Here is a 24,883-nt window from a genome sequence, read left to right on the forward strand (position 1 = left end):
TCTTCTAGGAGTTTAATATTATTTCATAGTTGGGAAGAGCAATACATCACGGATAGTAGTAGTATCTGTGAGGAGCATGCAGAGACGGTCGATACCGATTCCCAAACCACCTGTTGGCGGCATACCGTATTCAAGTGCTTCGATGTAGTCATAGTCAATGCCTGTTGCTTCATCGTCACCAAGTTCTTTAGCTTTAGCTTGGGCTTCGAAACGGCTAAGTTGATCGATTGGATCATTCAACTCAGTAAAGGCATTTCCGTATTCTTTAGTCATGATGAAGAGCTCGAAACGATCTGTAAAGCGCTCATCTTCAGGATTTTTCTTAGCAAGTGGTGATACAGCTACTGGGTGACCGTATACAAATGTTGGTTGAATCAATGTTTCTTCAACAAATTCTTCAAAGAAGGCATTGATGATGTGACCAACTTCTGTGTAGTGTTTTTCAACTGGAACTTTCTTCTCAGCTGCGATAGCTTTAGCTTCTTCGAAAGTCATATCTTTCCAGAAATTAACACCAGTAATTTCCTTGATTGCATCAACCATGTGTACACGTTTAAATGGTTCATTGATTTTGATTTCAGTTCCTTGATAGATAACTGGACCGTCACCTTTAACAGCTTTAGCTACGTGTTGGATAATACCTTCAGTCAAGTCCATGATATCGTGGAAGTCTGCATAAGCTTGATAAACCTCGATAGAAGTGAACTCAGGGTTATGTGTAGCATCCATTCCTTCGTTACGGAAGATACGACCGATCTCATACACACGTTCCATACCACCAACGATAAGGCGTTTCAAGTGAAGCTCAGTCGCGATACGAAGTACCATGTCGATGTTTTGTGCATTGTGGTGTGTGATGAATGGGCGAGCAGCAGCACCACCAGCTTCGTTGTGAAGAACAGGTGTTTCGACTTCAAGGAAACCTTGAGCATCGAGGTAGCGACGGATTTCAGAAATGATTTTTGAACGTGTGACGAAGCGATCAAAGCTTTCACGGTTAGAAATCAAATCAAGGTAACGTTTACGGTAGATTGTTTCAACGTCTGAAAGTCCGTGGAATTTCTCTGGAAGGGGACGAAGGGCTTTAGACAAGTGTGTGATGTGAGTAGCCTTGATAGAGAGTTCTCCCATATCCGTACGCATCACTTCACCTTCAACACCTAGGAAGTCACCAAGGTCAGCTTTCTTAAAGATTTCGTAGTTTTCTTCACCGACAGCATCTTTACGAACGTAGATTTGGATTTGTCCTTCGCGGTCTTGGAGGTGAGCAAAACCAACCTTACCCTTACCGCGTTTTGTTACCAAACGTCCAGCGATAGTAGCAGTTTCGTTTAATTCGTGTAGTTGTTCTTTATCAAGGTCAGCAAATTTATCTTTTAGTTCTTGAGAGTTAGCAGTACGTTCAAAACGTTTCCCGAATGGATCAATTCCTTGTTCACGGAGCGCAGCCATTTTTTCACGGCGAACGATCTGTTGGTCATTCAATTCTTCCATATGTTCTGTTGACATGGGTTCCTCCTAGTTTTTAATCAAATTTTGAAATAATAAATCAATTTTTCACGATACTCCCATTTTATCATAAAAAGTCAAGAAATTCACGGATATTCTATAAAAACTAAAAAGAACTTGACGTAATAGATCAAGTTCAATTATTTTTTTGATAAGAAGTATCGTTCCAAGTCTTAAGAGTAAATTTTTCGAAGTCGTCGGTCTCTATAATTGTTAGACTTGCATTGGCCAAACCACCATTATTACGAAGATGCGCTTCATTAAATCCTAAAAGTGTTCGAAGACTTGCAGTAAGATTTGCTCCGTGGCCAACCAGTAATAGTTGTTCTGTCTTCGTGTTTTTCAAAGATTTAATAAATTGAATGGTGCGTTGAGTTGTGCTGTAGAGTGATTCAGCTTCAAACATACTTGTATCAAACTTAGCTAAGTTCGTTTTAAAGGCTTGAATTTGCTGAGGGTAGATTGCGTTTAAAGTAGCAATTTTTAACCCTTCTAGTTTTCCAAGGTGCCATTCTCTTAGCTCGGGAACACTTTCCAAAGGACATGGGTTTGTCAGTTGGCTTTGGATAATTTCAGCTGATTTAACAGCTCTCGGTAAATCACTTGAATAAATCTTGTCGAATGAAATATCTTTAAGATATTGGCCTAGTTCCTTTAAAGTCTCAATGGATTCAGGAAGAAGTGGGGAATCTCCACCTGCACCTTGAAAGCGACCTTCTAGATTCCAGACTGTTCGACCATGACGAACAAAGTAAAGTTTCATAACTTGTTTTCCTCCAAAATATCTACAAAGTTCGCTTTAACAAAGTTTGCCAAATCTTGTGGAGTAATGATGATGCTGTGTCCGACTTCTCCAGCAGAAACAATCATTTTTTCCAATTCCAATGCCCTTTCATCAATATAAATAGGGTAGTTGTGTTTTTGACGGATACCGACAGGGTTATTTGCACCATGGATATATCCAGTTGTTTTTTCTAAATCCTTTTGCGGAATCATACTCACTTTTTTATTACCAGAAATCTTTGCTAATTTCTTTTCAGAAAGATGTTCAGTAATAGGAACAATCCCAATAACTGGACCAGTCTTGTCCCCTAAAAGAGCTAATGTTTTAAAAATGTGACTTCTCTCATACTCAGAAGGAAGCTCTCCCTCTAAAGCATTGATTTGAATCCCTTGGTGTTCAACACCTGCCTTAGCTAATATTTGCTCGACTAAGGTCTTTTTTACTTTAGTTTTTTTTGCCATTATTTGTACTTATCCTCCAATTGACTCATCCAAATCCCTAACCAAATGCCAAGGGCGAAGAAGAAGGCGATAATGACATAGGAAACAAGAGATAAGCCTCTATAGCTGATGCTTTCAGCATTGCCAGTATTTGGAATCAAAATCAGGAGAGTGCTTGAAAGGACGATCCCAATGATAAAGTGATAGACACGAGAGTGGTAGACACGAAGAGCATAATCCATTAATTTTGAGAAAATAATCAAAGTTGCTCCAGCTCCAATTGCGATTGGAAGAAAAGTTCCGATTAAATCAAAAGTCTTGAAACCGGTCAACATTGGACTATACAGTCCTAAAATTAAGAGAAGGTTTGAAGGACTTAATCCTGGGACTAAAACTCCTAAAGCAAGAAGGGCACCAGCTAAGATAAAGCTTGTAAATCTTGCATTTAGTGAACCTACTACAAAGTTTAAAGCATAAAGTCCAATCCCTGAAATGATGAAGGTTGCCCAAAACCAAATCATATCTATCTTATCTCTTTCGGAGTCCTTAGTAGCTTCCCTTACAAGGCTTGGGACAGTTCCAATAATGGCACCCGCAAAGCTCCATAATACATAAACCTGATAGTGTTCAAGGAGATATTCAATAGGATATGAAAATAGTCCAATACCTAGTAACATACCAATTGCAACTGGTAAAAAATAAAGAACATCTTCTTTAAAATTTTTAAATGGGTGAGCTAAGAATCGAATCATTCTCTCGTAAATACCCAAGATTGCTGCTAGAACACCTCCAGAAATTCCTGGTAAAATAAAGCCTAGCGCAATAACAATTCCCTTAATAATTTTTGAAGTCCAAGATAACATAAACTCTCTCCGTACATTATTTTCATTAAAAACTCTTCTTGTATTATAACACAAAGTAAGAGAAATAAAAAAAGCAAGCAGAAGTAATGTCTAACTTGCTAATTACATTTAAGGTTTTAAGAATAACTTTCTAAATGTCTCTTCCTTATCTTTTGATAAGGAAATGATGTTTAAGTCTAAATGATGTTCAAATCCTACTATTTTTCCTTTTGAGGTATATTGGTGAAGATCAAAGTCAAGTTCTGTATTTGGTGAACTTTCAAAGTAACCTGAGTCAAGTCCATAAGAAGGAATCCAAATAGCAGAAAATTTATCTGTACTGATGCTATGTTCTTGCATGAAGTAAACACCAATATAGATACCGATGTTTTTAGCACCAAGTGATTCTAGTTTAGCACGGAAAGCTTCAACCCCTTTGTTCATATCAGACATGGTTTTTTCTTCGACATCTAACCAATAGTAACTAGGGTTATAAGGCGAGGCTGAATTATAAAATGATTCAGCTGCTTTTTCCATTTCCTCTACACTTTTTCCAGAAACGTATGCATATACAGCAACTGGGATATTTCGTTTTTGAAACTCTGAAATATGACTTTTATAAGCTTTATCTATTCCATTTGTATAAGATGCATCGTTCTCAGTAGTGATCTGGTTTCCTCCGTGAACTCGAACAATCGCACCAGAGATGTTTTGAGATAAAATATCATAGTTGATTTCTGAAGGTCTTTGCCAGCCAGAGATATCGATGATAGGCTTATCCAAGTTATGTAGAGCTTGTGTTTCTATTTGTACTGGATTTTGTTTAGTTTTTACAGGGTGTTCTTCGAATCGTGGACGATTGAGAATCAAGAGTCCTATAAAAGCAGCAAATATAATAACTATAAAAGCTGGACGAATTTTTTTTCTCATACCTCTCTAGTTTATCGTAAATATGTTAAAAAATCAAAAAAAACACTCAAAACTAGCAGTTTGAAGCAATAAGTCTCCATTTGTTTTATACAATTTTATCTTTGAAGAGGTAAAATATGGTATAATGTAATGGAAATTCTATAGAAAAGAGAAAAATATGGCAAATTATGCAATTATTTTAGCAGCGGGTAAGGGTACCCGTATGAAATCAGATTTACCGAAGGTTATGCACAAGGTTGCGGGAATTTCAATGCTTGAGCATGTTTTTCGTAGTGTAGGTGCAATTGACCCAGAAAAGACTGTTACAGTTGTTGGACATAAAGCAGAGTTGGTTGAGCAAGTGTTAGCTGGTCAAACTGATTTTGTGAGACAGTCTGAGCAATTGGGAACTGGTCATGCAGTAATGATGGCTGAGCCAATTCTTGAGGGTCTTTCTGGACAAACATTGGTTATCGCTGGAGATACACCTTTAATCACTGGTGAAAGTCTAAAGAACTTGATTGATTTCCATGTAAACCACAAGAATGTAGCTACAATCTTAACTGCAGAAGCTGACGACCCATTTGGTTATGGACGTATTGTTCGTAATGACAACGCCGAAGTGCTCCGTATTGTTGAACAAAAAGACGCGACTGACTTTGAAAAACAAATCAAAGAAATTAATACAGGAACTTATGTTTTTGATAATGCTCGTCTGTTTGAGGCTCTTAAGAATATCAATACGAATAACGCTCAAGGTGAATACTATATTACTGATGTAATTGGTATTTTCCGTGAAGCCGGTGAGAAAGTTGGAGCTTATACTCTGAAAGACTTTGATGAAAGTCTCGGTGTAAATGACCGTGTGGCACTAGCTACAGCAGAAGCTGTTATGCGTCGTCGTATTAACCAAACTCACATGGTCAATGGTGTTAGTTTTGTAAATCCAGATGCGACTTATATTGATGTTGATGTCGAAATTGCCCCTGACGTTCAAATTGAAGCGAATGTAACCCTTAAAGGTTCTAGTAAGATTGGTGCAGAAACTATTTTAACCAACGGAACTTATATCGTTGATAGTACGGTAGGTTCTGGTGCTGTAATTACCAATTCTATGATTGAGGGAAGCACAGTAGCAGATGGCGTTACAGTTGGCCCTTACGCTCATATTCGTCCAGGTTCTAGCCTAGCTAAGGATGTTCATATTGGAAACTTTGTTGAGGTGAAAGGTTCTTCTATTGGCGAAAATACCAAAGCGGGTCATTTGACTTATATTGGAAACTGTGAAGTTGGAAGTGATGTCAATTTTGGTGCTGGAACAATCACTGTGAATTACGATGGTCAACACAAGTTTAAAACTGTCATCGGTAACAATGTCTTTGTCGGATCAAATTCAACGATTATCGCTCCAGTAGAACTAGGGGATAACTCTCTTGTTGGTGCAGGTTCAACAATTACTAAAGATGTGCCTGCTGATGCAATTGCTATCGGGCGAGGCCGTCAAATTAATAAGGACGAATATGCAACTCGTCTCCCTCACCATCCTAAAAACAAATAGGAGCTAACCATGGAATTTGAAGAGAAGACGATTAGTCGAAAAGAAATCTATAAAGGTCCTATTTTCCAATTAGTTCAAGACCAGGTTGAGCTTCCTTCAGGAAAAGGGACGGCTCAACGCGATTTGATTTTCCATAACGGTGCAGTATGTGTTCTTGCAGTTACTCAAGAAAACAAGATTGTCTTAGTGAAGCAATATCGCAAGGCAATTGAAAAAGTTTCTTACGAAATTCCTGCTGGAAAATTAGAAGTCGGTGAAAATGCAGATCCAGAAGCAGCAGCTTTTCGTGAATTAGAAGAAGAAGCTGCCTATACAGGAGATTTGACTCTTTTATATGATTTCTATTCAGCTATTGGATTTTGTAATGAAAGATTGAAACTGTACTTGGCAAGCAACCTATCCAAAGTCGAAAATCCACGTCCACAAGATGAAGATGAAACTTTAGAATTACTAGAAGTTAGCCTTGAACAAGCAAAACAACTCATCCAGTCTGGTGATATTTGTGATGCCAAAACTATCATGGCCATCCAGTACTGGGAATTACAAGAAAAATAGTGGAGGAACCCATGGGAAAACCTTTATTAACAGACGAAATGATTGAACGCGCTAATCGTGGTGAAGACATCTCTGGTCCGACTTTAGTGGATGATCAAGAAACCAAGATATTGTCAACTTCATCTCAACATTATAGAGCTTCACGTTCAAGTGATCATGGATTTAGTCAAGATACTTTAACGATTGAGGTTGAACCTCAAATCCATAAGAGTCGTCGAATCGAAAATACCAAGAGAAATGTCTTTAACTCTAAATTGAATAAGATTCTATTTGCTGTTATTCTTCTCTTGATTCTGCTAGTTTTAGCAATGAGATTTATTTAATGGGGGATGTCATGAAAATAGGTATTATTGCAGCGATGCCAGAAGAACTTGCCTACCTGATTCAACACTTGGAGAATGCCAGTGAAGAAATGGTATTGGGCAAAACTTATCACACTGGAAGGATTGGGGCTGTTGAGCTTGTATTAGTGGAGAGTGGTATTGGAAAAGTCATGGCTGCCATGAGTGTCGTAATCTTAGCTGATCACTTTAAAGTGGATGCTGTCATCAATACGGGTTCAGCGGGTGCCCTTGCTGAAGGCATCTCAGTAGGAGATGTAGTGATTGCTAAAAAACTAGCCTACCACGATGTTGATGTGACTGCTTTTGGTTATGAATACGGTCAAATGGCCCAACAACCACTTTACTTTGAATCAGACAAAAAGTTTGTTACTTTGATTCAAGAGAGCTTGTCTAAACTTGATCAAAATTGGCATTTAGGTTTGATTGTGACTGGAGACAGTTTTGTAGCTGGTGATGATAAGATTGCAACGATAAAAGAACATTTTCCTCAGGTTCTTGCAGTAGAGATGGAAGGAGCAGCTATTGCTCAGGCAGCACATGCCTTGGAACTACCATTCTTGGTTGTTCGTGCCATGAGTGATAATGCTAACCATGAAGCTTCTATTTCTTTTGATGAATTTATCGTAGAAGCTGGACGTCGCTCAGCACAAGCACTCTTGACACTCTTAGAATCAATTCATGATTAAAATACAAAGAACACTGCTTGGTGTTCTTTTTTGTAAAATAAGCTCGTCCAAGTCCGAGTTATTTTCCGTCTTTTTTGATATAATAGAAACATTGATTTGAAGAATAGGAAGAGAAAATGAACCCTTTATTAAACGGTATGAATGACCGCCAAGCAGAAGCGGTACAGAATACAGAAGGTCCACTGCTAATCATGGCAGGGGCTGGTTCTGGGAAAACACGAGTTTTAACCCATCGTATTGCTTACTTGATTGATGAAAAGATGGTCAATCCATGGAATATCCTAGCTATTACCTTTACCAATAAGGCCGCTCGTGAAATGAAGGAGCGTGCCTATGGTTTGAATCCAGCTACCCAGGATTGTTTAATTGCGACCTTTCACTCCATGTGTGTTCGTATCTTACGTCGGGATGCAGATCATATTGGCTATAATCGTAATTTTACAATCATCGATCCAGGTGAGCAACGAACACTGATGAAGCGCATCTTAAAACAATTAAACTTAGATCCTAAAAAATGGAATGAACGTACTATTTTAGGAACTATTTCTAATGCTAAGAATGACCTGATTGATGATGTGGCTTATGCTGCTCAAGCTGGAGATTTGTATACTGATATTGTGGCTAAATGTTATACTGCATACCAAAAGGAGCTTCGTCAGTCAGAGTCGGTGGATTTTGATGATTTGATTATGTTGACCTTACGTCTTTTTGACCAAAATCCTGATGTCTTGACCTACTACCAACAAAAGTTTCAGTATATTCATGTTGATGAGTATCAAGATACAAACCACGCTCAATATCAACTTGTTAAACTCTTAGCTTCTCGTTTCAAAAATATCTGTGTGGTTGGGGATGCAGACCAGTCTATTTACGGTTGGCGTGGCGCTGATATGCAAAATATCCTAGATTTTGAAAAAGATTATCCAGATGCTAAGGTAGTCTTGTTAGAGGAAAATTATCGTTCCACTAAGACCATCCTACAAGCTGCCAACGATGTTATCAAAAATAATAAAAACCGTCGTCCTAAGAACCTTTGGACTCAAAATGCAGATGGGGAACAAATCATTTACTATCGTGCTAATGATGAACAGGACGAAGCTGTATTTGTAGCTAAAACGATTGATGAACTTTGTCGCAGTCAACACTTACTCCATAAGGATTTTGCCGTACTCTATCGTACCAATGCCCAGTCACGAACCATTGAAGAAGCATTGCTTAAGTCAAATATTCCGTATACCATGGTTGGTGGAACAAAATTCTACAGTCGTAAGGAAATTCGTGATATTATTGCTTACCTCAATCTTATTGCTAATTTGAGTGACAATATCAGTTTTGAACGCATTATCAACGAACCAAAACGTGGTATTGGCCCAGGAACTGTTGAGAAGATTCGTGACTTTGCGAACATGCAAGAAATGTCTATGTTAGATGCCTCTTCAAATATCATGTTGTCTGGTATCAAGGGGAAAGCTGCTCAATCTATTTGGGACTTCGCTAATATGATTCTCGATTTGCGTGAACAACTGGATCGACTTTCAATCACTGAGTTGGTAGAAGCAGTATTAGAAAAAACAGGTTACGTTGATTTACTTAAGGCCCAAGCAACCTTGGAAAGTAAGGCTCGGGTTGAAAATATCGAGGAGTTCCTCTCTGTTACGAAAAACTTCGATGATGATCCTGAAAGTGATGAAGAGGAAACAGGACTAGATAAACTTAGTCGATTCCTGAACGACTTGGCTTTGATAGCAGATACGGACTCTGGTAGCCAAGAGACATCTGAAGTAACCTTGATGACTCTTCACGCGGCCAAAGGGCTTGAGTTTCCTGTTGTCTTTATCATTGGTATGGAGGAAAATGTTTTCCCACTCAGTCGCGCTACTGAAGATCCAGATGAATTAGAAGAAGAACGTCGTTTGGCTTATGTAGGAATCACACGCGCCGAGAAAATTCTTTATCTGACCAATGCAAGCTCTCGCTTGCTATTCGGACGTACTAGTTACAATCGTCCCACACGCTTTATCAATGAGATTAGTTCAGATTTGTTGATCTATCAAGGATTAGCACGTCCGGCTAATACAAGTTTTAAAGCGTCTTATAGTGGCGGAGGAACAGCATTTGGTAAAGGAATGAGTCTCGCTCAGGCGCTTCAAGAACGAAAGCGGAATGCTGCTCCTACATCGATCCAATCAAGTGGTTTACCATTTGGACAATTTGCGGCTGGGAATAAGCAAGATTCTAGTGATACAAACTGGTCTGTTGGGGATATTGCCCTTCATAAAAAATGGGGCGAAGGAACTGTTCTGGAAGTTTCAGGCAGTGGATCAACACAGGAATTGAAAATCAATTTTCCAGAGGTTGGTCTCAAAAAACTCTTAGCCAGTGTAGCACCGATTGAGAAAAAGTAAGTTTTCTTAACGAATAAAAATCCCTCTGTAATATTCAGAGGGATTTTTGATGATTATCTTATCACATGATTGTAATAATTTACGTTTTCATAATAATGGAAACTTTTGCTTACATGAATTTGAAAAATAGTGTATAATACAGTGGTTCTAAGTCGAAAGGAGAAGAAAATGACTGAAAAGCAAATGAAAACGTTGGGTTGGATTGCAACCTTTATGTCTGTGATGATGTATATCTCATATATTCCACAAATTATGAACAACCTTGCAGGTCAAAAGGGAAACTTTATTCAGCCAGCAGTAGCTGCAATTAACTGTAGTCTTTGGGTTTACTACGGACTCTTTAAAAAAGAACGTGATATTCCTTTGGCAGCAGCTAATGCACCAGGTATTGTTTTTGGGATTATCACAGCTTTGACAGCTTTATTTTAAAAATAAAAAGCAACTAGCAGAATGTTCTGCTGGTTGCTTTTATTTGTTTACAAAATATATTTTTCAATAGCGCGTGCAACGCCCTCTTCTTCGTTGCTAGTTGTTACGGCATCCGCGAGAGATTTGACGTAGTCGCTGGCATTTCCCATAGCAATCCCTAACCCTGCAAACTCCAACATCTCAATGTCGTTATTGGCATCACCCATTGCCATGATTTCAGAAGGTTGGATATCCAAAATCTCAGCCAAGCGAGAAAGAGCAGAAGCCTTGGTTGTGCCAAGTGGCATCGCCTCATAGATAACAGGTTGAGAACGAACACCGCTAAATCTCTGACAAAGTTCATCAGCAAATCGTTGTTCAAAATCATCTGTTTGCTCTTTTGTGCCTAAGAACATGCCTTGGAACATGCGATATTTCCCGCTAGTAGCTTCTTCCAGTGAGATTTCAGTCAGGTCAGCAAAGACAAGTGTAGCATCATATTGAACAATAGGATTTGGTTTGCCTCCGAGAACGAAGTAGTGTTCCTCGTCAAAGAGAGTCAACTGGACCTCACTCTTTTCAGCAAGTTCATTCAGGTATTCGATGTCAGATTTACTAAGTTCTCGCCAGTCAACAAGGCCCCAGTCACTAGTTTGGTGGGTAGAACAACCATTGTTGACAATAACGTATTCATTCTGCAAATCAAGACCTAGTTTTTTATAGTAGGGAAGAACTCCAAAGAGAGGACGACCAGTACAGAGGACCAGTTTGACACCTTTTTCGATAGCCTTATGAATGGCATCAATATGAGCCTGAGGAATTTCCTTAGCTTCGTTGAGAAGAGTACCATCCATATCTAGGGCAAGTAATTTAATCATAGTATTTACCTTTTTACGTGTTTTGCCTATATTATAGCATATTTTAGACCAATAAGGCTAAAGTAAGGAGACATGCTATTTCTTTTTAGGATTTTTACTAGATAGATAACAAAAATATGATATACTAAATTTGCGAGCATTTAATATTATAGAGTAAAGTATAAAAAAGCAGAGGTTCATGAAAAGAAGAACAGTACAGATTTTACTAGCCTTGTTAGTAATCATTTATAGAAAGACATGGTTTTGGTGGATTTTTAATCATTTTGCAGGTAGACTTGTGCCTGCTAGTAGAGAATTTTTTCAAATTCTTTCTTTTTTAGAGTTTAGCGTTACTTTTCTAGCTATTCTTTATTTACTAGTATTCGAAGGTAGAAGAATTCTTGAGTTGAAGTGGAAATGGAGATATCCAGTTTATTTGCTTCTTGCTTATGGAGTCAGTTATCTTTCAGATATTGTGTTTTCTTTTTTAACCCCAGCAACGTCCAATCAAATCGCTTTAAATGAATTGATTGAGATGACAGGGAGACGAGAGTTACCTTATCTTTTACTTGTTGTTTGTCTACTAGGACCAATTACAGAAGAATTGGTTTATCGAGGAGTTCTGATGAATACATTTTTGAAAGATTCACCTTGGTATGGAGATGTTTTACTATCAGCCTGTATCTTTGGATATGTGCATGTCAGTTCAGGTTTAACACCACTCGCCTTTTTCACCTATGCAAGCGGAGGAGCAATTTTAGCATTCCTCTACCGAAAAACTCACTCTCTCTATTATCCTATTTTGCTCCATATCATGATTAACATTACAGCATTTTGGGAATTATGGGTACTCTTGTTTTCTGGTAGGTAATAATAAAAAGTCGGAGTTATTCCGATTTTTTATTCTGTTTTTATATCTTTCATAGGTTGAAATTTGTCCTTTGCACCAAACTGTTTCAGCTTAAAAATGGTATAATAAAAGGTAATGAAAAAAAGCAAATGAGGCAGAGATGAAACTACTTTATACCGATACTCGGACTTCTTTGACAGAAATCCTAACCAAGGAGGCTCAAGGACTAGTTGACCAAGGTAAACGTGTCTTTTATATTGCCCCTAACTCTCTTTCTTTTGAAAAGGAACGTGCCGTGCTGGAGTGCTTGAGTCAGCAGGCTTCTTTTGCGATTACAGTCACGCGCTTTGCTCAAATGGCTCGTTATCTGGTTTTAAACGATATACCAGCAAAGTCTAGTCTCGATGATATTGGTCTGGGTATGGCTTTTTATAAATGTTTGTCTGAGATAGACGCTAAGAATTTGCGTGTTTACGGGGCTATTAAGCAAGATCCGCAATTCATCCAACAACTGATTGAGATTTATCATGAAATGACAACTGCAAAGATGAGCTTTTTGGATTTAGAAAGTCTATCTGACGCTGATAAACGTTCTGATTTACTCTTGATTTTTGAAAAGGTAACAGCATATCTCAATCAAGGACAAATTTCACAGGGGAGTCCATTAACCTATCTGATCAATGCTATCGAAGAAAACAAGGTAAGTAGTGATTTTAGCCAGATTGCGTTAGTTATTGATGGTTTTACTCGTTTCTCTTCAGAAGAAGAACACCTAGTGGATTTGCTTCATCGTAAGGGTGTTGAAATTGTTATTGGGGTTTATGCGACTAAAAAAGCTTATACAAGTCCTTTTACTGAAGGGAACCTCTATCAAGCCAGTGTTGAGTTTCTACGTCATTTGGCTTTTAAATATCAGACCAAGGCAGAAAATGCTTGTCAAGACCATGAGAAACTTGATGCCTTTGCCAAAACTTCAAGACTACTCGAAAGTGCTTATGATTATTCCGAAATCAGTTTAGACTTGAATGACGAAGATAGAAAAGGCTTGCAAATCTGGTCTTGTCTAACACAAAAAGAAGAACTAGAGTTAGTTGCTCGTAGTATTCGCCAGAAATTGCACCAAGATTCAGAACTTAGTTATAAGAATTTTCGAATCCTGTTAGGAGATGTAGAGTCTTATAAACTGTCTTTGCAGACAATATTTAATCAGTATCAGATTCCATTTTATCTAGGTAAGAGTGAGTCCATGGCTCATCATCCTTTAACTCAATTTGTAGAATCTATTGGGCGTCTTAAACGATACAATTTTCGTCAGGAGGATCTGATTAATCTCTTGCGTACTGACTTATACACAGATCTTAGTCAAGAGGATATTGACGCCTTTGAACAATATATTCGTTACTTGGGTATTGATGGTATTTCTAGTTTTAAACAAGAGTTTACAAAGTCACATCACGGAAAGTTTGATCTAGAAAAATTAAATGAACTTCGACTTCGTATCATTACACCTTTAGAAAATTTACTAGGAAGTCGCAAGCAAAAGGCTGAAAATCTTCTTGCTAAATGGAACAACTTTTTGAAGGAAGCTCATTTGACCAAGCAGTTACAACTCTTAACCGAAACATTGGAGGTATCTGAACAAGAAAGACAAGAAGAAGTCTGGAAGGCTTTTTGCCATGTCATGGAGCAATTTGCAACCGTATTTGAAGGTTCTCAGGTCACTTTAGATGATTTCTTGGCACTTCTTCATTCGGGTATGTCTTTGTCAAATTACCGTACAATTCCAGCAACAGTAGATACTGTTCTGGTGCAGAGTTATGATTTAATTTCACCGTTGACATCCGATTATATCTATGCGCTTGGTTTAAGTCAGAACAACTTGCCAAAAATCACTCAAAATAACAGTTTGTTGAGCGATGAAGAAAGAGAAACCTTGAATCAAGTGACTCAAGAAGGTTCACAATTGATGATTGCTAGCCAGGAAAATCTTAAAAAGAATCGTTATACTATGCTTTCTCTGGTTAACTCTGCTCGTAAACAGTTAGTTTTGTCAGCTCCAAGTTTATTCAATGAAGACGAGAGTGAAGAGTCAATATATTTGAAGGAATTGCAGAACTTAGGATTTAGCAAAATCGAAAAGAAAATCGACAGAAAAAATCTATCGAAAGATGATATTGGTTCTTATCACAGTCTTTTGTCTAGTCTCGTTGCCTATCATCAACAAAGCGAATCCACTTCAAGTGATGAAGACTTAACTTTTGTAAAAGTTCTGGCTCGTGTCATGGGGAAAAAGTTGGAAGACCAAGGTTTAGAAAATCCAGTTTTACCAACTAGTCCTAAAAGTAAAACTTTAGCTAGTGATACACTGGAAGCTTTATATCCTCAGAAGCAAGATTTTTATCTATCAACATCTGGTCTAACAGAATTCTATCGAAATGAATACAGCTATTACCTTCGGTATGTATTGGGCTTACAGGAAGAATTGCGATTGAAACCTGACGCTAGAAGTCACGGGAATTTCTTGCACCGTATTTTTGAACGTGCGATGAAACTTCCTGCTGATACATCCTTTGACCGACGTTTAGAACAGGCTATCTCTGAAACTAGTCAAGAAAGAGACTTTCAAGCTATTTATCAAGAAAGTTTAGAATCTCAATTTGCTAAGGAAGTTCTCTTAGATGTGGCACGCGCTACTGGACATATTCTTCGTCACAATGCTGATGTCGAAACAATTCAAGAGGAGGCTGTTTTTGGTGGCAAGGAACAAGCTTTTGTACAGTTAGATAATGGTCGTAATATTTATGTTCGTGGGAAGGTCGATCGTATTGACCGTTTGAAAACATCAGATGCTATTGGTGTTGTAGACTACAAATCTTCTCTAACTCAATTTAACTTTCCTCTCTTTTTTAACGGTCTAAACTCACAATTGCCAACATACTTGGCTGCTCTTAAGAAAGAAGGAAATAAAGACTTCTTTGGAGCTATGTACTTAGAAATGTCTGAACCAACTCAGTCATTACAAACTGTTAAAACTCTTTCAAAGGCAGTAACTGAAACCAATAAGAGCATGAAATACCAAGGTCTCTTTCTCGAAAAAGAGATGCAACACCTTGGAGAGTTTTACAATAAAAATAAGACGTATCAGTTATCTGATGAAGAATTCCAATTATTACTAGACTATAATGCCCTTATCTACAAAAAGGCAGCAGAGAAGATTTTATCTGGTCAATTTGCTATCAATCCATATACAGAAAACGGTAGAAGCATTGCGCCCTATGTTCAGCAATATCAGTCTATTACAGGTTTTGAAGCTAATTATCATCTAGGTCAGGCTAGATTGTTAGATAAGGTAGCTAAGAGCAATGACAAGGAAGCATGGTTTAATAAAATCAGAGAGGAGTTGGAGCAATGAAATTTTTATCTCAAGAAGAGATTAAAGAGTTACAAATAGCAGAAGCTCAGTCTAACAAGAAACCTAAGAAAACAGCTGAACAAATTCAAGCTATTTATAGCTTTGGACAAAATATTCTAGTCTCAGCTTCTGCTGGTTCGGGGAAAACCTTTGTCATGGCTGAACGTATTCTTGACCAACTAGCGCGTGGTGTAGAAATTCGCCAACTCTTTATCTCTACCTTTACCGTTAAGGCAGCAACCGAGTTAAAAGAACGCTTGGAAAAGAAAATCAGCCAACAGATCCAAGAAACGCAAGATGTGGGACTAAAAAAACATCTAGGTAGACAATTAGCTGATTTACCCAATGCTGCTATTGGAACCATGGACTCTTTTACCCAAAAATTCCTGACCAAGCATGGATATCTACTAGATCTTGCTCCAAACTTTCGTATACTTCAGAATGAAAGTGAACAACTTCTCTTAAAAAATGAGGTTTTTCGACAAGTTTTTGAACATCACTACCAAGGCAAGGATAGAGATAATTTTAGTCGATTGGTCAAGAACTTTGCAGGTAGGAGTAAAGACGCGCGTGGACTGCGTAAACAGGTCTATATGATTTATGACTTTTTGCAATCTACTAGCAATCCTCAGGCTTGGCTAGAGGAATCTTTCCTAAAAGGTTTTGAAAAGGCTGATTTTACAGTTGCTAAAGAAAAACTCGCAGATGCTATAAAAGAAAAACTATGGGATTTAGAAAGCTTTTTCCGTCATCATTTGGATAATGATGCAAAAGAATTTGGTAAAGCTGCGTATTTAGAGGCTGTTCAACAAGTTCTTGATGAAATCAGTGCTTTAACGCCTGAATCGAATTTTAATCAATGTCAGGAAGTTTTAGAACGAGTTGTAAATATTTCTAGAGCTAAGAATGGTAAAGCTCTCACGAATTTAAGCAAAAAAGCTGAACTCAAAGACTTGAAAGAAGCCTACAATGAAGAGAGAAAAGTAAAATTTGAAAAGCTGATTGCACTAAATGAACAAATCACTTTATTGAAATTCCAAGAAGATTATCATCAAGAATCTTGGAACTTGGCAAAGACTTTCCAAGTCTTTATGAGTGATTTTGTTGAAGCTTATCGACAACGTAAGCGCAAAGAAAATGACTTTGAATTTGCGGATATTAGCCACTATACCATTGAAATCTTAGAAAACTTCCCTCAGGTTCGACAAGAGTATCAGGAACGCTTCCACGAAGTCATGGTCGATGAATATCAGGATACCAACCACATCCAGGAAAGAATGCTAGAACTCCTCTCAAACGGTCATAATCGTTTTATGGTGGGTGACATTAAGCAGTCAATTTATCGTTTTAGACAGGCAGATCCCCAAATCTTCAATGAAAAATTCCACAGCTTCGCTCAAGATGACAAAGAAGGTCAGTTAATTCTGCTTAAAGAAAATTTCCGAAGCAGTTCAGAAGTTCTTGATGCTACGAACGATGTCTTTAAACACCTCATGGACGAGGAAGTTGGAGAGATATCTTATGACGGTATGCACCAGCTTGTTTTTGGAAATACTGATATTCAATCAAATCCAGAAAACAAGGCAGAAGTTCTCTTGTACGATAAGGATGATGATAGCGATTCTGATGATGAGGAGGAATTTGCAACTAATAAACTGACTGGTGAAATGCGAATGGTGCTCAAGGAGATAATTCACCTTCATAATGATAAAGGTGTACCTTTCAAGGACATGGCTCTCTTAACTGCTAGTCGAAGTCGTAATGATCAAGTTCTGCTCGCCTTGTCTGAATATGGTATTCCTGTCAAGACAGACGGTGCTCAAGCAAACTATTTACAATCCCTAGAAGTCCAGGTGATGTTGGATACTCTTCGTGTCATCCACAACCCTCTTCAAGATTTTGCTTTGGTTGCTCTAATGAAATCTCCGATGTTTAGCTTTGACGAGGATGAATTAGCTCGTCTTGCTCTCCAAAAATCCGAGGATAAGGTCCAAGAAAACTTTTATGAGAAACTAGTCAATGCTCAAGCACAAACTAGCCTCCAAAAGGATTTAATTAAGACTGAATTACACAAAAAGTTAGACTTTTTCATAGAAACCGTCCAGGCTTGGCGTTTGTATTCTAAAACGCACTCACTTTATGATCTCATTTGGAAAATCTATAGCGACCGCTTTTACTATGACTATGTCGGTGCCTTGCCAAATGGACAGGCCAGACAGGCTAACCTCTATGCCTTAGCTTTACGAGCTGATCAGTTTGAAAAGAGTAATTACAAGGGATTATCCCGATTTATTCGAATGATTGACCAAGTCTTGGAAGCCCAGCATGATCTTGCCAATGTTGCTGTGGCACCACCTAAGAATGCTGTAGAACTTATGAGTATTCATAAGAGTAAAGGGCTTGAATTTCCTTATGTCTTTATCCTCAATATTGATCAAAAATTTAATAAGAAGGATACTATGTCTGAGGTTATCCTCAGTCGCACAAATGGAATTGGGTTAAATTATGTAGCTAGAGTCGCTACAAATGCAAAAGAGGAATATGTTCCATCTACCATTAAATTATCTATTCCAAGCTTAACATATACTCAAAATGAAGAAGAACTCCAATTAGCAAGTTATTCTGAACTCATGCGTTTGCTCTATGTAGCCATGACACGTGCTGAAAAGAAACTCTATCTAGTTGGAAAAGGATCACGTGAAAAATTAGAGTCTAAAGAATATCCGACAAATGGAAAAGGTCTTTTGAGTCGAGAAACTAGACTAGACGCTCACAATTTCCAGGATTGGATTTGGGCCATCTATCAAGCATTTTCTAAAGAGGATTTGCACTTTAGTGTGCGCTTTGAAGGTGAAGAAGACCTAACCAAAGAAGCTATCGGAGAATTGGAACATAAAAGTCAACTTCAAGACCTATCCCAAGCAGACAACCGTCAGTCAGAAGCTATCAAAGATGCGTTGGAAATGCTAAAAGAAGTGGAAGTGTATAACGAGATCCACCGAGCAGCAATCAATCTTCCAAGTGTTCAGACACCGAGTCAGATTAAAAAGTTCTATGAACCGATCATGGATATGGAAGGAGTTGTAGTAGCTGGTCAAAGTAAACCAAAAGAGACTACTGTTCAGTTTGAGCTTCCAGATTTTTCAAAAACTGAAAAGGCTACAGGAGCTGAGATTGGTAGTGCAACTCACGAACTCATGCAGCGAATTAATCTTGTCAAGGAACCTACTTTAGAGATTTTGACAGAGGCTTTAGAGCAAGTGCAAGCAAGCCCTGCTGTTAAAGATAAAGTTAATCTTAATAAAATCTTGTCTTTCTTTGATACAGCTCTTGGTCAAGAGATTGTTGAAAATCAGGACAAGCTTTATCGCGAACAACCCTTCTCTATGTTAAAAAGAGACGAAAAGAGTCAGGAAGACTTTGTTGTCCGTGGTATTTTAGATGGTTATCTCCTTTACGATGATAAGATTGTTCTCTTTGACTACAAGACAGACCGATACGATTACGCAAGTCAACTGATTGAACGTTATAGAGGTCAATTAGAATTATATGCTGAGGCTCTATCTCGTTCTTATCAGATAGACAAAGTTGAAAAATATCTGATTTTACTTGGCAAGGATACTGTAGAAGTAGTCGAGGTTAACTAACCTATTAAAACTATTGCTTTTTGGCAGTAGTTTTTATTTGTTTTCAGTTATGGTATACTAGTTTCAGAAAAGGATGTAAAAGAATTTATGCCAAAAGAAATCGATATCGAATATTATCACCAATTAGCATTGCATAAACAAAAGGAACACCGTAAGTTTCTTGGAAATTTGAAGAAAAAAGCACCAAAAAATTTGGATAAAATTGCTCTTGAGATTCACCAAGAGGTTTTTGAAGAGATTGATTGTACAGCTTGTGCTAACTGTTGTAAAACTCTTGGTCCCGACTTTAAAGAAGCTGATATCACACGCATTGCTAAGTATTTTAAGATGAAACTTCCTGCCTTCGAAGCCGAATTCTTACAAGTTGATGAAGATGGAGATAAGGTTTTTAAATCTATGCCTTGTCCATTTCTAGGTGGCGATAATCTATGTTCTATCTATGATGTTCGTCCCAAGGCCTGTAGAGAATTTCCACATACCGACCGAAAAAAAATCTACCAAATAAACAATCTTACAATCAAAAATACTCTAACCTGTCCAGCAGCCTATCTTTTTGTCGAGAAGTTAAGAGAAAAAATAGAATAAAATAAAAAACCTCCACTAGATAGAATTTGGTGGGATTTTTCTTGGATATAGATTATAGATAAAATGTTCTTTAAAGAAGGAATTTATATAAATTGTTGCAATCTTAATCTTTTTTATTTATAATAAAGGATGATTTTTTTTAGACTATGAGTTTAATTTTTAGAATTGATTTCATAGTCTAGTTAGGAGTCGTTATACATGAAGAAATTGTTGAAATTTGGGATAGCATCACTTTCGTTTTTCGTATTAAATGCTTATATCCAAACTAATGCTAAAGCAGATGAACAAGTTGCTACTACTAATATTGCCATTCTTGAATCACCAAGTGCAAATTTTTCTACTTCGGCAACTGATGAAAACACTACAAGTACTGAAATTTTAAAGAATGACAATATCATTTCTAATGGTGGTCAGGTTAACGTAGAGGGGCAAAATGCTACTGTAAGTACAGATGGGAAAAACGTCACTTATAGCTATACAGTTGCTTATCAGAGGATAAGTTCTAGCACTCATGGACAAACAGTAAATGATCTTTTGATTCGAATTCCTAAGATTAAGGATGCTACGGTAAAATTTACTCTTATTGGTACACGAGACGCAAAGGGCAAACCTATCAATGTCAATGCTCCAATGAAAGAGGTTGGCTTTGATGATACAGAAAATTATGATCGAGAAACCTTTAATACACCGACTTCTGAAGAACTGGAATCTGGGAAAACACCTTATGTAGTCAATACTAGCAACTACGAATATGGATATATGACAGATGGCAAAGTTAAATCTTATGGTTTGTTTACCAATTTTGATAAGAGTCAAGCTTACAAAGTAGAAGTTACAGTTCCAATTGATGAAGCAAAGAAAATAAAATACTTACCAATTGACGCTAGAATGGTTTGGAAAGCTAGTCAAGAAGGTGGTGTTAATAGCTATGAAACAGGCTCTCAAAACTTAGAAGAATATTCTAACCATTATTTTGCTGCCGATTTGAATAGTGACGATATTGGTGGTATGGGAGACCCTTCATCCATTGATGAAAGTTATGTAAGGAATGGTCATCTTATCAAGTCAGCTTCTAATCCAAGTACCTATATCACTCCAAATAACGGTGACTGGACAAGAATCTCTGAAGATACCAATATAGATAAATCAACATTTTTCAATTATGTTGATAAATTTACGTTAAGAGCAAACAAGAAAGTAGTTTATTACGTATCTGAAAAAGAAGATATGGCTGACCAAGATGTATCGGCTTTATATACAGGTAATGTAGTTGTAGATTATCTTATCAAAGGTACTAACCAAAAATTAAAAGAAACATACAACAAGATTTCTGAATTTCCTATTTATGATTCAACTGGAGAGTTAGTTACATACAAAGTCGGGGATAATAACATTGAACGACCTGACAAAATAATGGTTGATGGAATCATATATCGTCTTGTTGGACTCTCGACTTCTTCTGATTCGGAAACTGGAACGTTGAAAAATGGAACAGTTCATATTGCTTATGAATATGAAAAGGAAATCATAACAACGACAGTAGAGCCGACAACTACAACGACAGTAGAACCAACAACTACAACGACAGTAGAACCGACAACTACAACGACAGTAGAACCAACAACTGCAACGACAGTAGAACCAACAACTGCAACGACAGTAGAGCCAACAACCACAACTACAACGACAGTAGAGCCAACAACTACAACGACAGTAGAACCAACAACTGCAACGACAGTAGAACCAACAACTGCAACGACAGTAGAGCCAACAACCACAACTACAACGACAGTAGAGCCAACAACTACAACTACAACGACAGTAGAGCCAACAACTACAACTACAACGACAGTAGAGCCGACAACTACAACGACAGTAGAACCGACAACTGTAACGACAGTAGAACCAACAATTACAACAGTAGAGCCAACAACTACAACTACGGTAGATCCGATTCCTGGTTCTAGTTCTGAATCTGGACAGATACAGTCTTTTAGTTCCGAAAAAGCAACAGAAGCAGAGTCAAAATCTGTAGCAGAACAAGCACAGTTACCAAATACAGGTGAGGCAAATTCTAAATTATTCTTTACTATCGCATCTATTCTAATGGGATTCTTTGGAATTTCACTATTAAAAAAGACACACGATAATAAGTGAATCTCAATCAAAGATTTAACATGAGTCAACCCTTTGGGGCTGACTTTTTTAACGGTGTAAAAACGGCCTACAACCTTGATGGTGGTGGATCATCTACGCTTTACTTCAACGGTCAGGTTATTAACAAGCCAACGACTGGAGGAAACAAAATTTCAGAAAGGGCGGTGAGTGATATTGTCTACATCGGTTATTAATCCTAACAAAAAACGCTTTAAAAAAACTGTCATCTCTTATACACTAATTACGCTTTTCTTCTTTGCTTTTTCTAGAATTTATGAAGCATTTAGTTTTGGAGAGACATCAGTTCATATGCATTACTTGTTCGCTGTACCTCTGGTGGGTGGGATAATATAGCAATTTTGCTCAAAGGCCTTCCGTATTTGTCCAGAATTAGCCTTAATTTATGGAGCTCAGCAGTAGCAATTGTTACAACAGGCACACTATTCCGTGGTATTGTCAATTTATCTGGTCGTTCAACCACACTCGATGCACCATATTGGTATGTAGGTATTAGTTTTGCAATCATAGCTATTCTATCTATATTTATAAATCCGCTTCTAACTAATAAACGTACCAAAGTAATAGAAGGTTAATTATTAGAAAAAAATGTAGTCGTTCAGTTACTGTTCGACTGCTTTTTATTGACTTTTATTTCTAAAATGTTTTAACAATATTACAACTTTCTTTCTTCTTAATTATTCTACTTTTATCTTTAATAGAATATTGTATAATATAATGGATAATTGCTGTGTTTTAAACATTATGTATCAAAAACGAATACATCATTTATATAATGATAAGGAGAATACAATGAAAAGGATTTTACTGGCGAGTACAGTTGCTCTCTCGATTGCAGGCTTTGCAAAATCTACTGTTTATGCCGAGGATTCACAAACTAGAAATAAAGCTCAAACTTCAGAACAGGCTGTAGCTAATGGAGTTGAAAAAGAAGATCAAAAACAATCAAACAGTCGTGATAAATCGACTAAACAAAGTTCTAACGAAAGTCTGAACAAGGCAGAAAAAGAATCTTCGCAAATTACGCCGAAGAAAGAAACACCTGAAAATAAGGAAAAAACAACAACTGAAACAAAAGTTGAGGAAGTTAATAAAGATGGCTGGCAAAAAGAAAATGGCCAATGGCGTTATTATGAGAATAAAAAGGCTGTCACAAATTGGAAAAAAATAGCAGGTCGCTGGTACTATTTTAACCAGGATGGCGTGATGCTTAGTGATACTGTTTATGATGACTACCTCTTAAGTAAAAGTGGTGCTATGGTTGAGGATTCTTGGGTTAAAATAGATGACAAGTGGTACTTTGCTACAAACTCAGGAAAAATCATCCGCAACAAATGGGAAAAAATCAACGGTGCTTGGTATTGCTTCGATGAATCTGGTGCCATGTTAACTAATACCGTTTACAATGACTACCTTCTTCAGAGTAGTGGAGCTATGCACGAAAGGGGTTGGGCGAAAATTGATGAGAAGTGGTACTATGCTACTGATTCAGGAAAAATCATCCGTAATAAATGGGAGAAAATCAATGGTTCATGGTATCGTTTTGATGAATCAGGTACCATGTTAAGTAAAACCATTTATAATGACTACCTTCTCAAAACTAGTGGCGCTATGGCTGAAAAGGATTGGGTGCAGATGGATGAGAAGTGGTATTATGCTACTGATTCAGGAAAAGCTATCCGCGATAAATGGGAAAAAATCAATGGTTCATGGTACTCTTTTCATAAAGATGGTGACATGTTAAGTAGCCAATGGAAAGAGAAATATTATCTAAAAGATAGTGGGGCCATGGCTCAAAGCGAATGGTTCTTTGATAAGAAGTACGATAGTTGGTTTTACTTAAAATCTGATGGTGCTTATGCTGAAAACCAGTGGCAAGGTTCTTACTATCTCAAATCGTATGGTTATATGGCCAAGAACGAGTGGATTTTTGATAAGAGTTACAATGCCTGGTATTATCTCAAAGAAGATGGGGTATATGTAACTGGTAATTTTACCATTAATGGAAAAAACTATTCTTTCCAAAGCAATGGAAAATGGATTTCTGATACAGCAGCATACTATAAAGTAAAACCAATTACAGCAAATGTATATAGTGCTTCTGGTGAGAAACTTAGCTATATTTCGCAAGGAAGTATTGTATCGATTGATGGAGATGAAGCTAAAGACGGTCGACTTCCAGTCAAAATCTCTGGACTTTCAGGCTATATGAATAAGAGTGATTTAGTAGCTGTCAGCTCAGACAGTGAATTCATTCCTCACTATGCCACTGACGGTAATTATCTTTATCATGAGTTATCACCTTACACAAGTATTCGTGTAGCCCCTCATAGCTCATCAATGGCTATTGGTAAAAAATATTATTCAGCTGATGGTATTAACTTTGAAAACTTTACAGCAGAAAATCCTTTCTTATTTAGAGATTTAAGAAAACCAACAAATTACACAGCTGAAGAATTAGATAAAGTATATTCTCTTATGAATATCAAAGGAAGTCGTTTGGCAGGTAAGGGAGCTATCTTTAAAGAAGCTGAAGAACGCTATCAAGTAAATGCACTCTACCTTATAGCTCACAGCGCTCTAGAAAGCGCATGGGGACGTAGTCAGATTGCTAAGGATAAGAATAATTTCTTTGGTATTGCAGCCTACGATACTACTCCGTACGATTCAGCTAAGAGTTTCGATAATGTAGATAAGGGAATCTTAGGTGCAGCCAAATGGATTCGTCAAAATTATATAGATAATGGCAGAACTTACCTAGGAAATAAATCATCTGGTATGAACGTTCTTTACGCTTCAGATCCATATTGGGGTGAAAAGATTGCAAGTATCATGATGACTATCAATAGTAAACTTGGTGAAAAGGACTAAAATATTTTAAAATCGATAACTACAAACAGTTATCGATTTTTTATTG

18 protein-coding genes and 2 pseudogenes are annotated in these 24,883 nt (G+C 37.4%); 14 read left to right on the forward strand and 6 right to left on the reverse strand.

Translation table 11 applies throughout. The features are described from left to right. Positions 1–18 precede the first annotated feature (18 nt). The 5 genes from lysS to ACXYSN_RS02220 form a co-directional block, all read right to left on the reverse strand. Positions 19–1,509: a lysine--tRNA ligase gene (lysS, locus tag ACXYSN_RS02200; RefSeq protein WP_458635996.1), complete on the reverse strand. Its 1,491-nt coding sequence runs from the start codon at positions 1,507–1,509 to the stop codon at positions 19–21. A 136-nt stretch (positions 1,510–1,645) separates the two neighbouring features. Continuing rightward, positions 1,646–2,272 carry a histidine phosphatase family protein gene (locus tag ACXYSN_RS02205; protein ID WP_414330431.1) on the reverse strand — a complete coding sequence of 209 codons (627 nt, stop codon included), beginning with the start codon at positions 2,270–2,272 and terminating at the stop codon, positions 1,646–1,648. Further along, positions 2,269–2,754, reverse strand: a complete 486-nt coding sequence (locus tag ACXYSN_RS02210) for an aminoacyl-tRNA deacylase (RefSeq protein WP_414330428.1) — start codon at positions 2,752–2,754, stop codon at positions 2,269–2,271. Before ACXYSN_RS02210 ends, ACXYSN_RS02205 begins: the two co-directional genes overlap by 4 nt. Then, on the reverse strand, positions 2,754–3,596 hold the full coding sequence (locus tag ACXYSN_RS02215; protein ID WP_458635997.1) for a DUF368 domain-containing protein: 843 nt from the start codon (positions 3,594–3,596) through the stop codon (positions 2,754–2,756). Before ACXYSN_RS02215 ends, ACXYSN_RS02210 begins: the two co-directional genes overlap by 1 nt. A gap of 108 nt (positions 3,597–3,704) precedes the next feature. After that, positions 3,705–4,505, reverse strand: coding sequence for a glycoside hydrolase family 25 protein (locus ACXYSN_RS02220; RefSeq protein ID WP_006151170.1), 801 nt, complete (start codon positions 4,503–4,505; stop codon positions 3,705–3,707). A gap of 157 nt (positions 4,506–4,662) precedes the next feature. Here ACXYSN_RS02220 and glmU point away from each other — a divergent pair, with 157 nt between their 5' ends. The 6 genes from glmU to ACXYSN_RS02250 all read left to right on the forward strand — a co-directional run bounded on the left by glmU (position 4,663) and on the right by ACXYSN_RS02250 (position 10,461). Next, positions 4,663–6,042, forward strand: coding sequence for a bifunctional UDP-N-acetylglucosamine diphosphorylase/glucosamine-1-phosphate N-acetyltransferase GlmU (gene glmU / locus ACXYSN_RS02225; protein ID WP_458635998.1), 1,380 nt, complete (start codon positions 4,663–4,665; stop codon positions 6,040–6,042). 9 nt (positions 6,043–6,051) lie between these two features. After that, positions 6,052–6,597 carry an NUDIX hydrolase gene (locus ACXYSN_RS02230; RefSeq protein ID WP_458635999.1) on the forward strand — a complete coding sequence of 182 codons (546 nt, stop codon included), beginning with the start codon at positions 6,052–6,054 and terminating at the stop codon, positions 6,595–6,597. Positions 6,598–6,608: 11 nt separating this feature from the next. Further along, on the forward strand, positions 6,609–6,920 hold the full coding sequence (gene macP, locus ACXYSN_RS02235) for a cell wall synthase accessory phosphoprotein MacP (RefSeq protein WP_458636000.1): 312 nt from the start codon (positions 6,609–6,611) through the stop codon (positions 6,918–6,920). An 11-nt stretch (positions 6,921–6,931) separates the two neighbouring features. Then, positions 6,932–7,627 carry a 5'-methylthioadenosine/adenosylhomocysteine nucleosidase gene (locus ACXYSN_RS02240; RefSeq protein WP_458636001.1) on the forward strand — a complete coding sequence of 232 codons (696 nt, stop codon included), beginning with the start codon at positions 6,932–6,934 and terminating at the stop codon, positions 7,625–7,627. Between the two features lie 116 nt (positions 7,628–7,743). Next, entirely contained in the window at positions 7,744–10,032 is a 2,289-nt protein-coding gene (gene pcrA, locus ACXYSN_RS02245) for a DNA helicase PcrA (protein WP_458636002.1), read from the forward strand. 168 nt (positions 10,033–10,200) lie between these two features. Further along, on the forward strand, positions 10,201–10,461 hold the full coding sequence (locus tag ACXYSN_RS02250; RefSeq protein ID WP_006150712.1) for a SemiSWEET family transporter: 261 nt from the start codon (positions 10,201–10,203) through the stop codon (positions 10,459–10,461). 47 nt (positions 10,462–10,508) lie between these two features. Here the strand turns inward: ACXYSN_RS02250 and ACXYSN_RS02255 are convergent, their stop codons facing one another. After that, positions 10,509–11,318, reverse strand: a complete 810-nt coding sequence (locus ACXYSN_RS02255) for a Cof-type HAD-IIB family hydrolase (protein ID WP_006150716.1) — start codon at positions 11,316–11,318, stop codon at positions 10,509–10,511. 178 nt (positions 11,319–11,496) lie between these two features. On the opposite strand from ACXYSN_RS02255, the gene ACXYSN_RS02260 reads away from it, so the two are divergent. The 8 genes and pseudogenes from ACXYSN_RS02260 (at position 11,497) to ACXYSN_RS02295 (ending at position 24,837) form a co-directional block, all read left to right on the forward strand. Next, complete coding sequence (locus ACXYSN_RS02260) at positions 11,497–12,168, forward strand: CPBP family intramembrane glutamic endopeptidase (RefSeq protein ID WP_254725860.1); 672 nt, start codon at positions 11,497–11,499, stop codon at positions 12,166–12,168. A gap of 139 nt (positions 12,169–12,307) precedes the next feature. Then, a complete protein-coding gene (rexB, locus tag ACXYSN_RS02265; protein WP_458636003.1) occupies positions 12,308–15,559 on the forward strand; it encodes an ATP-dependent nuclease subunit B in 3,252 nt (1,083 codons plus the stop codon). Further along, positions 15,556–19,206: a helicase-exonuclease AddAB subunit AddA gene (gene addA / locus ACXYSN_RS02270; protein WP_458636004.1), complete on the forward strand. Its 3,651-nt coding sequence runs from the start codon at positions 15,556–15,558 to the stop codon at positions 19,204–19,206. Before rexB ends, addA begins: the two co-directional genes overlap by 4 nt. Before the next feature lie 87 nt (positions 19,207–19,293). Further along, positions 19,294–19,791 (forward strand): YkgJ family cysteine cluster protein, encoded by a 498-nt coding sequence (locus tag ACXYSN_RS02275; RefSeq protein WP_441348220.1) that lies wholly within the window; start codon positions 19,294–19,296, stop codon positions 19,789–19,791. A 198-nt stretch (positions 19,792–19,989) separates the two neighbouring features. Continuing rightward, the gene (locus ACXYSN_RS02280) at positions 19,990–21,948 is read left to right on the forward strand and encodes an LPXTG cell wall anchor domain-containing protein (protein ID WP_458636005.1); all 1,959 of its coding nucleotides are present in this window, start codon (positions 19,990–19,992) and stop codon (positions 21,946–21,948) included. Between the two features lie 53 nt (positions 21,949–22,001). After that, a pseudogene (locus ACXYSN_RS02285) lies at positions 22,002–22,142 on the forward strand (phosphodiester glycosidase family protein); the annotation flags it as partial. Then, positions 22,123–22,541: pseudogene (locus ACXYSN_RS02290) on the forward strand (hypothetical protein). The pseudogenes ACXYSN_RS02285 and ACXYSN_RS02290, both read left to right, overlap by 20 nt. 217 nt (positions 22,542–22,758) lie before the next feature. Then, entirely contained in the window at positions 22,759–24,837 is a 2,079-nt protein-coding gene (locus ACXYSN_RS02295) for a glucosaminidase domain-containing protein (protein WP_458636006.1), read from the forward strand. Positions 24,838–24,883 lie beyond the last annotated feature (46 nt).

Source organism: Streptococcus sp. V869 (assembly GCF_054353515.1).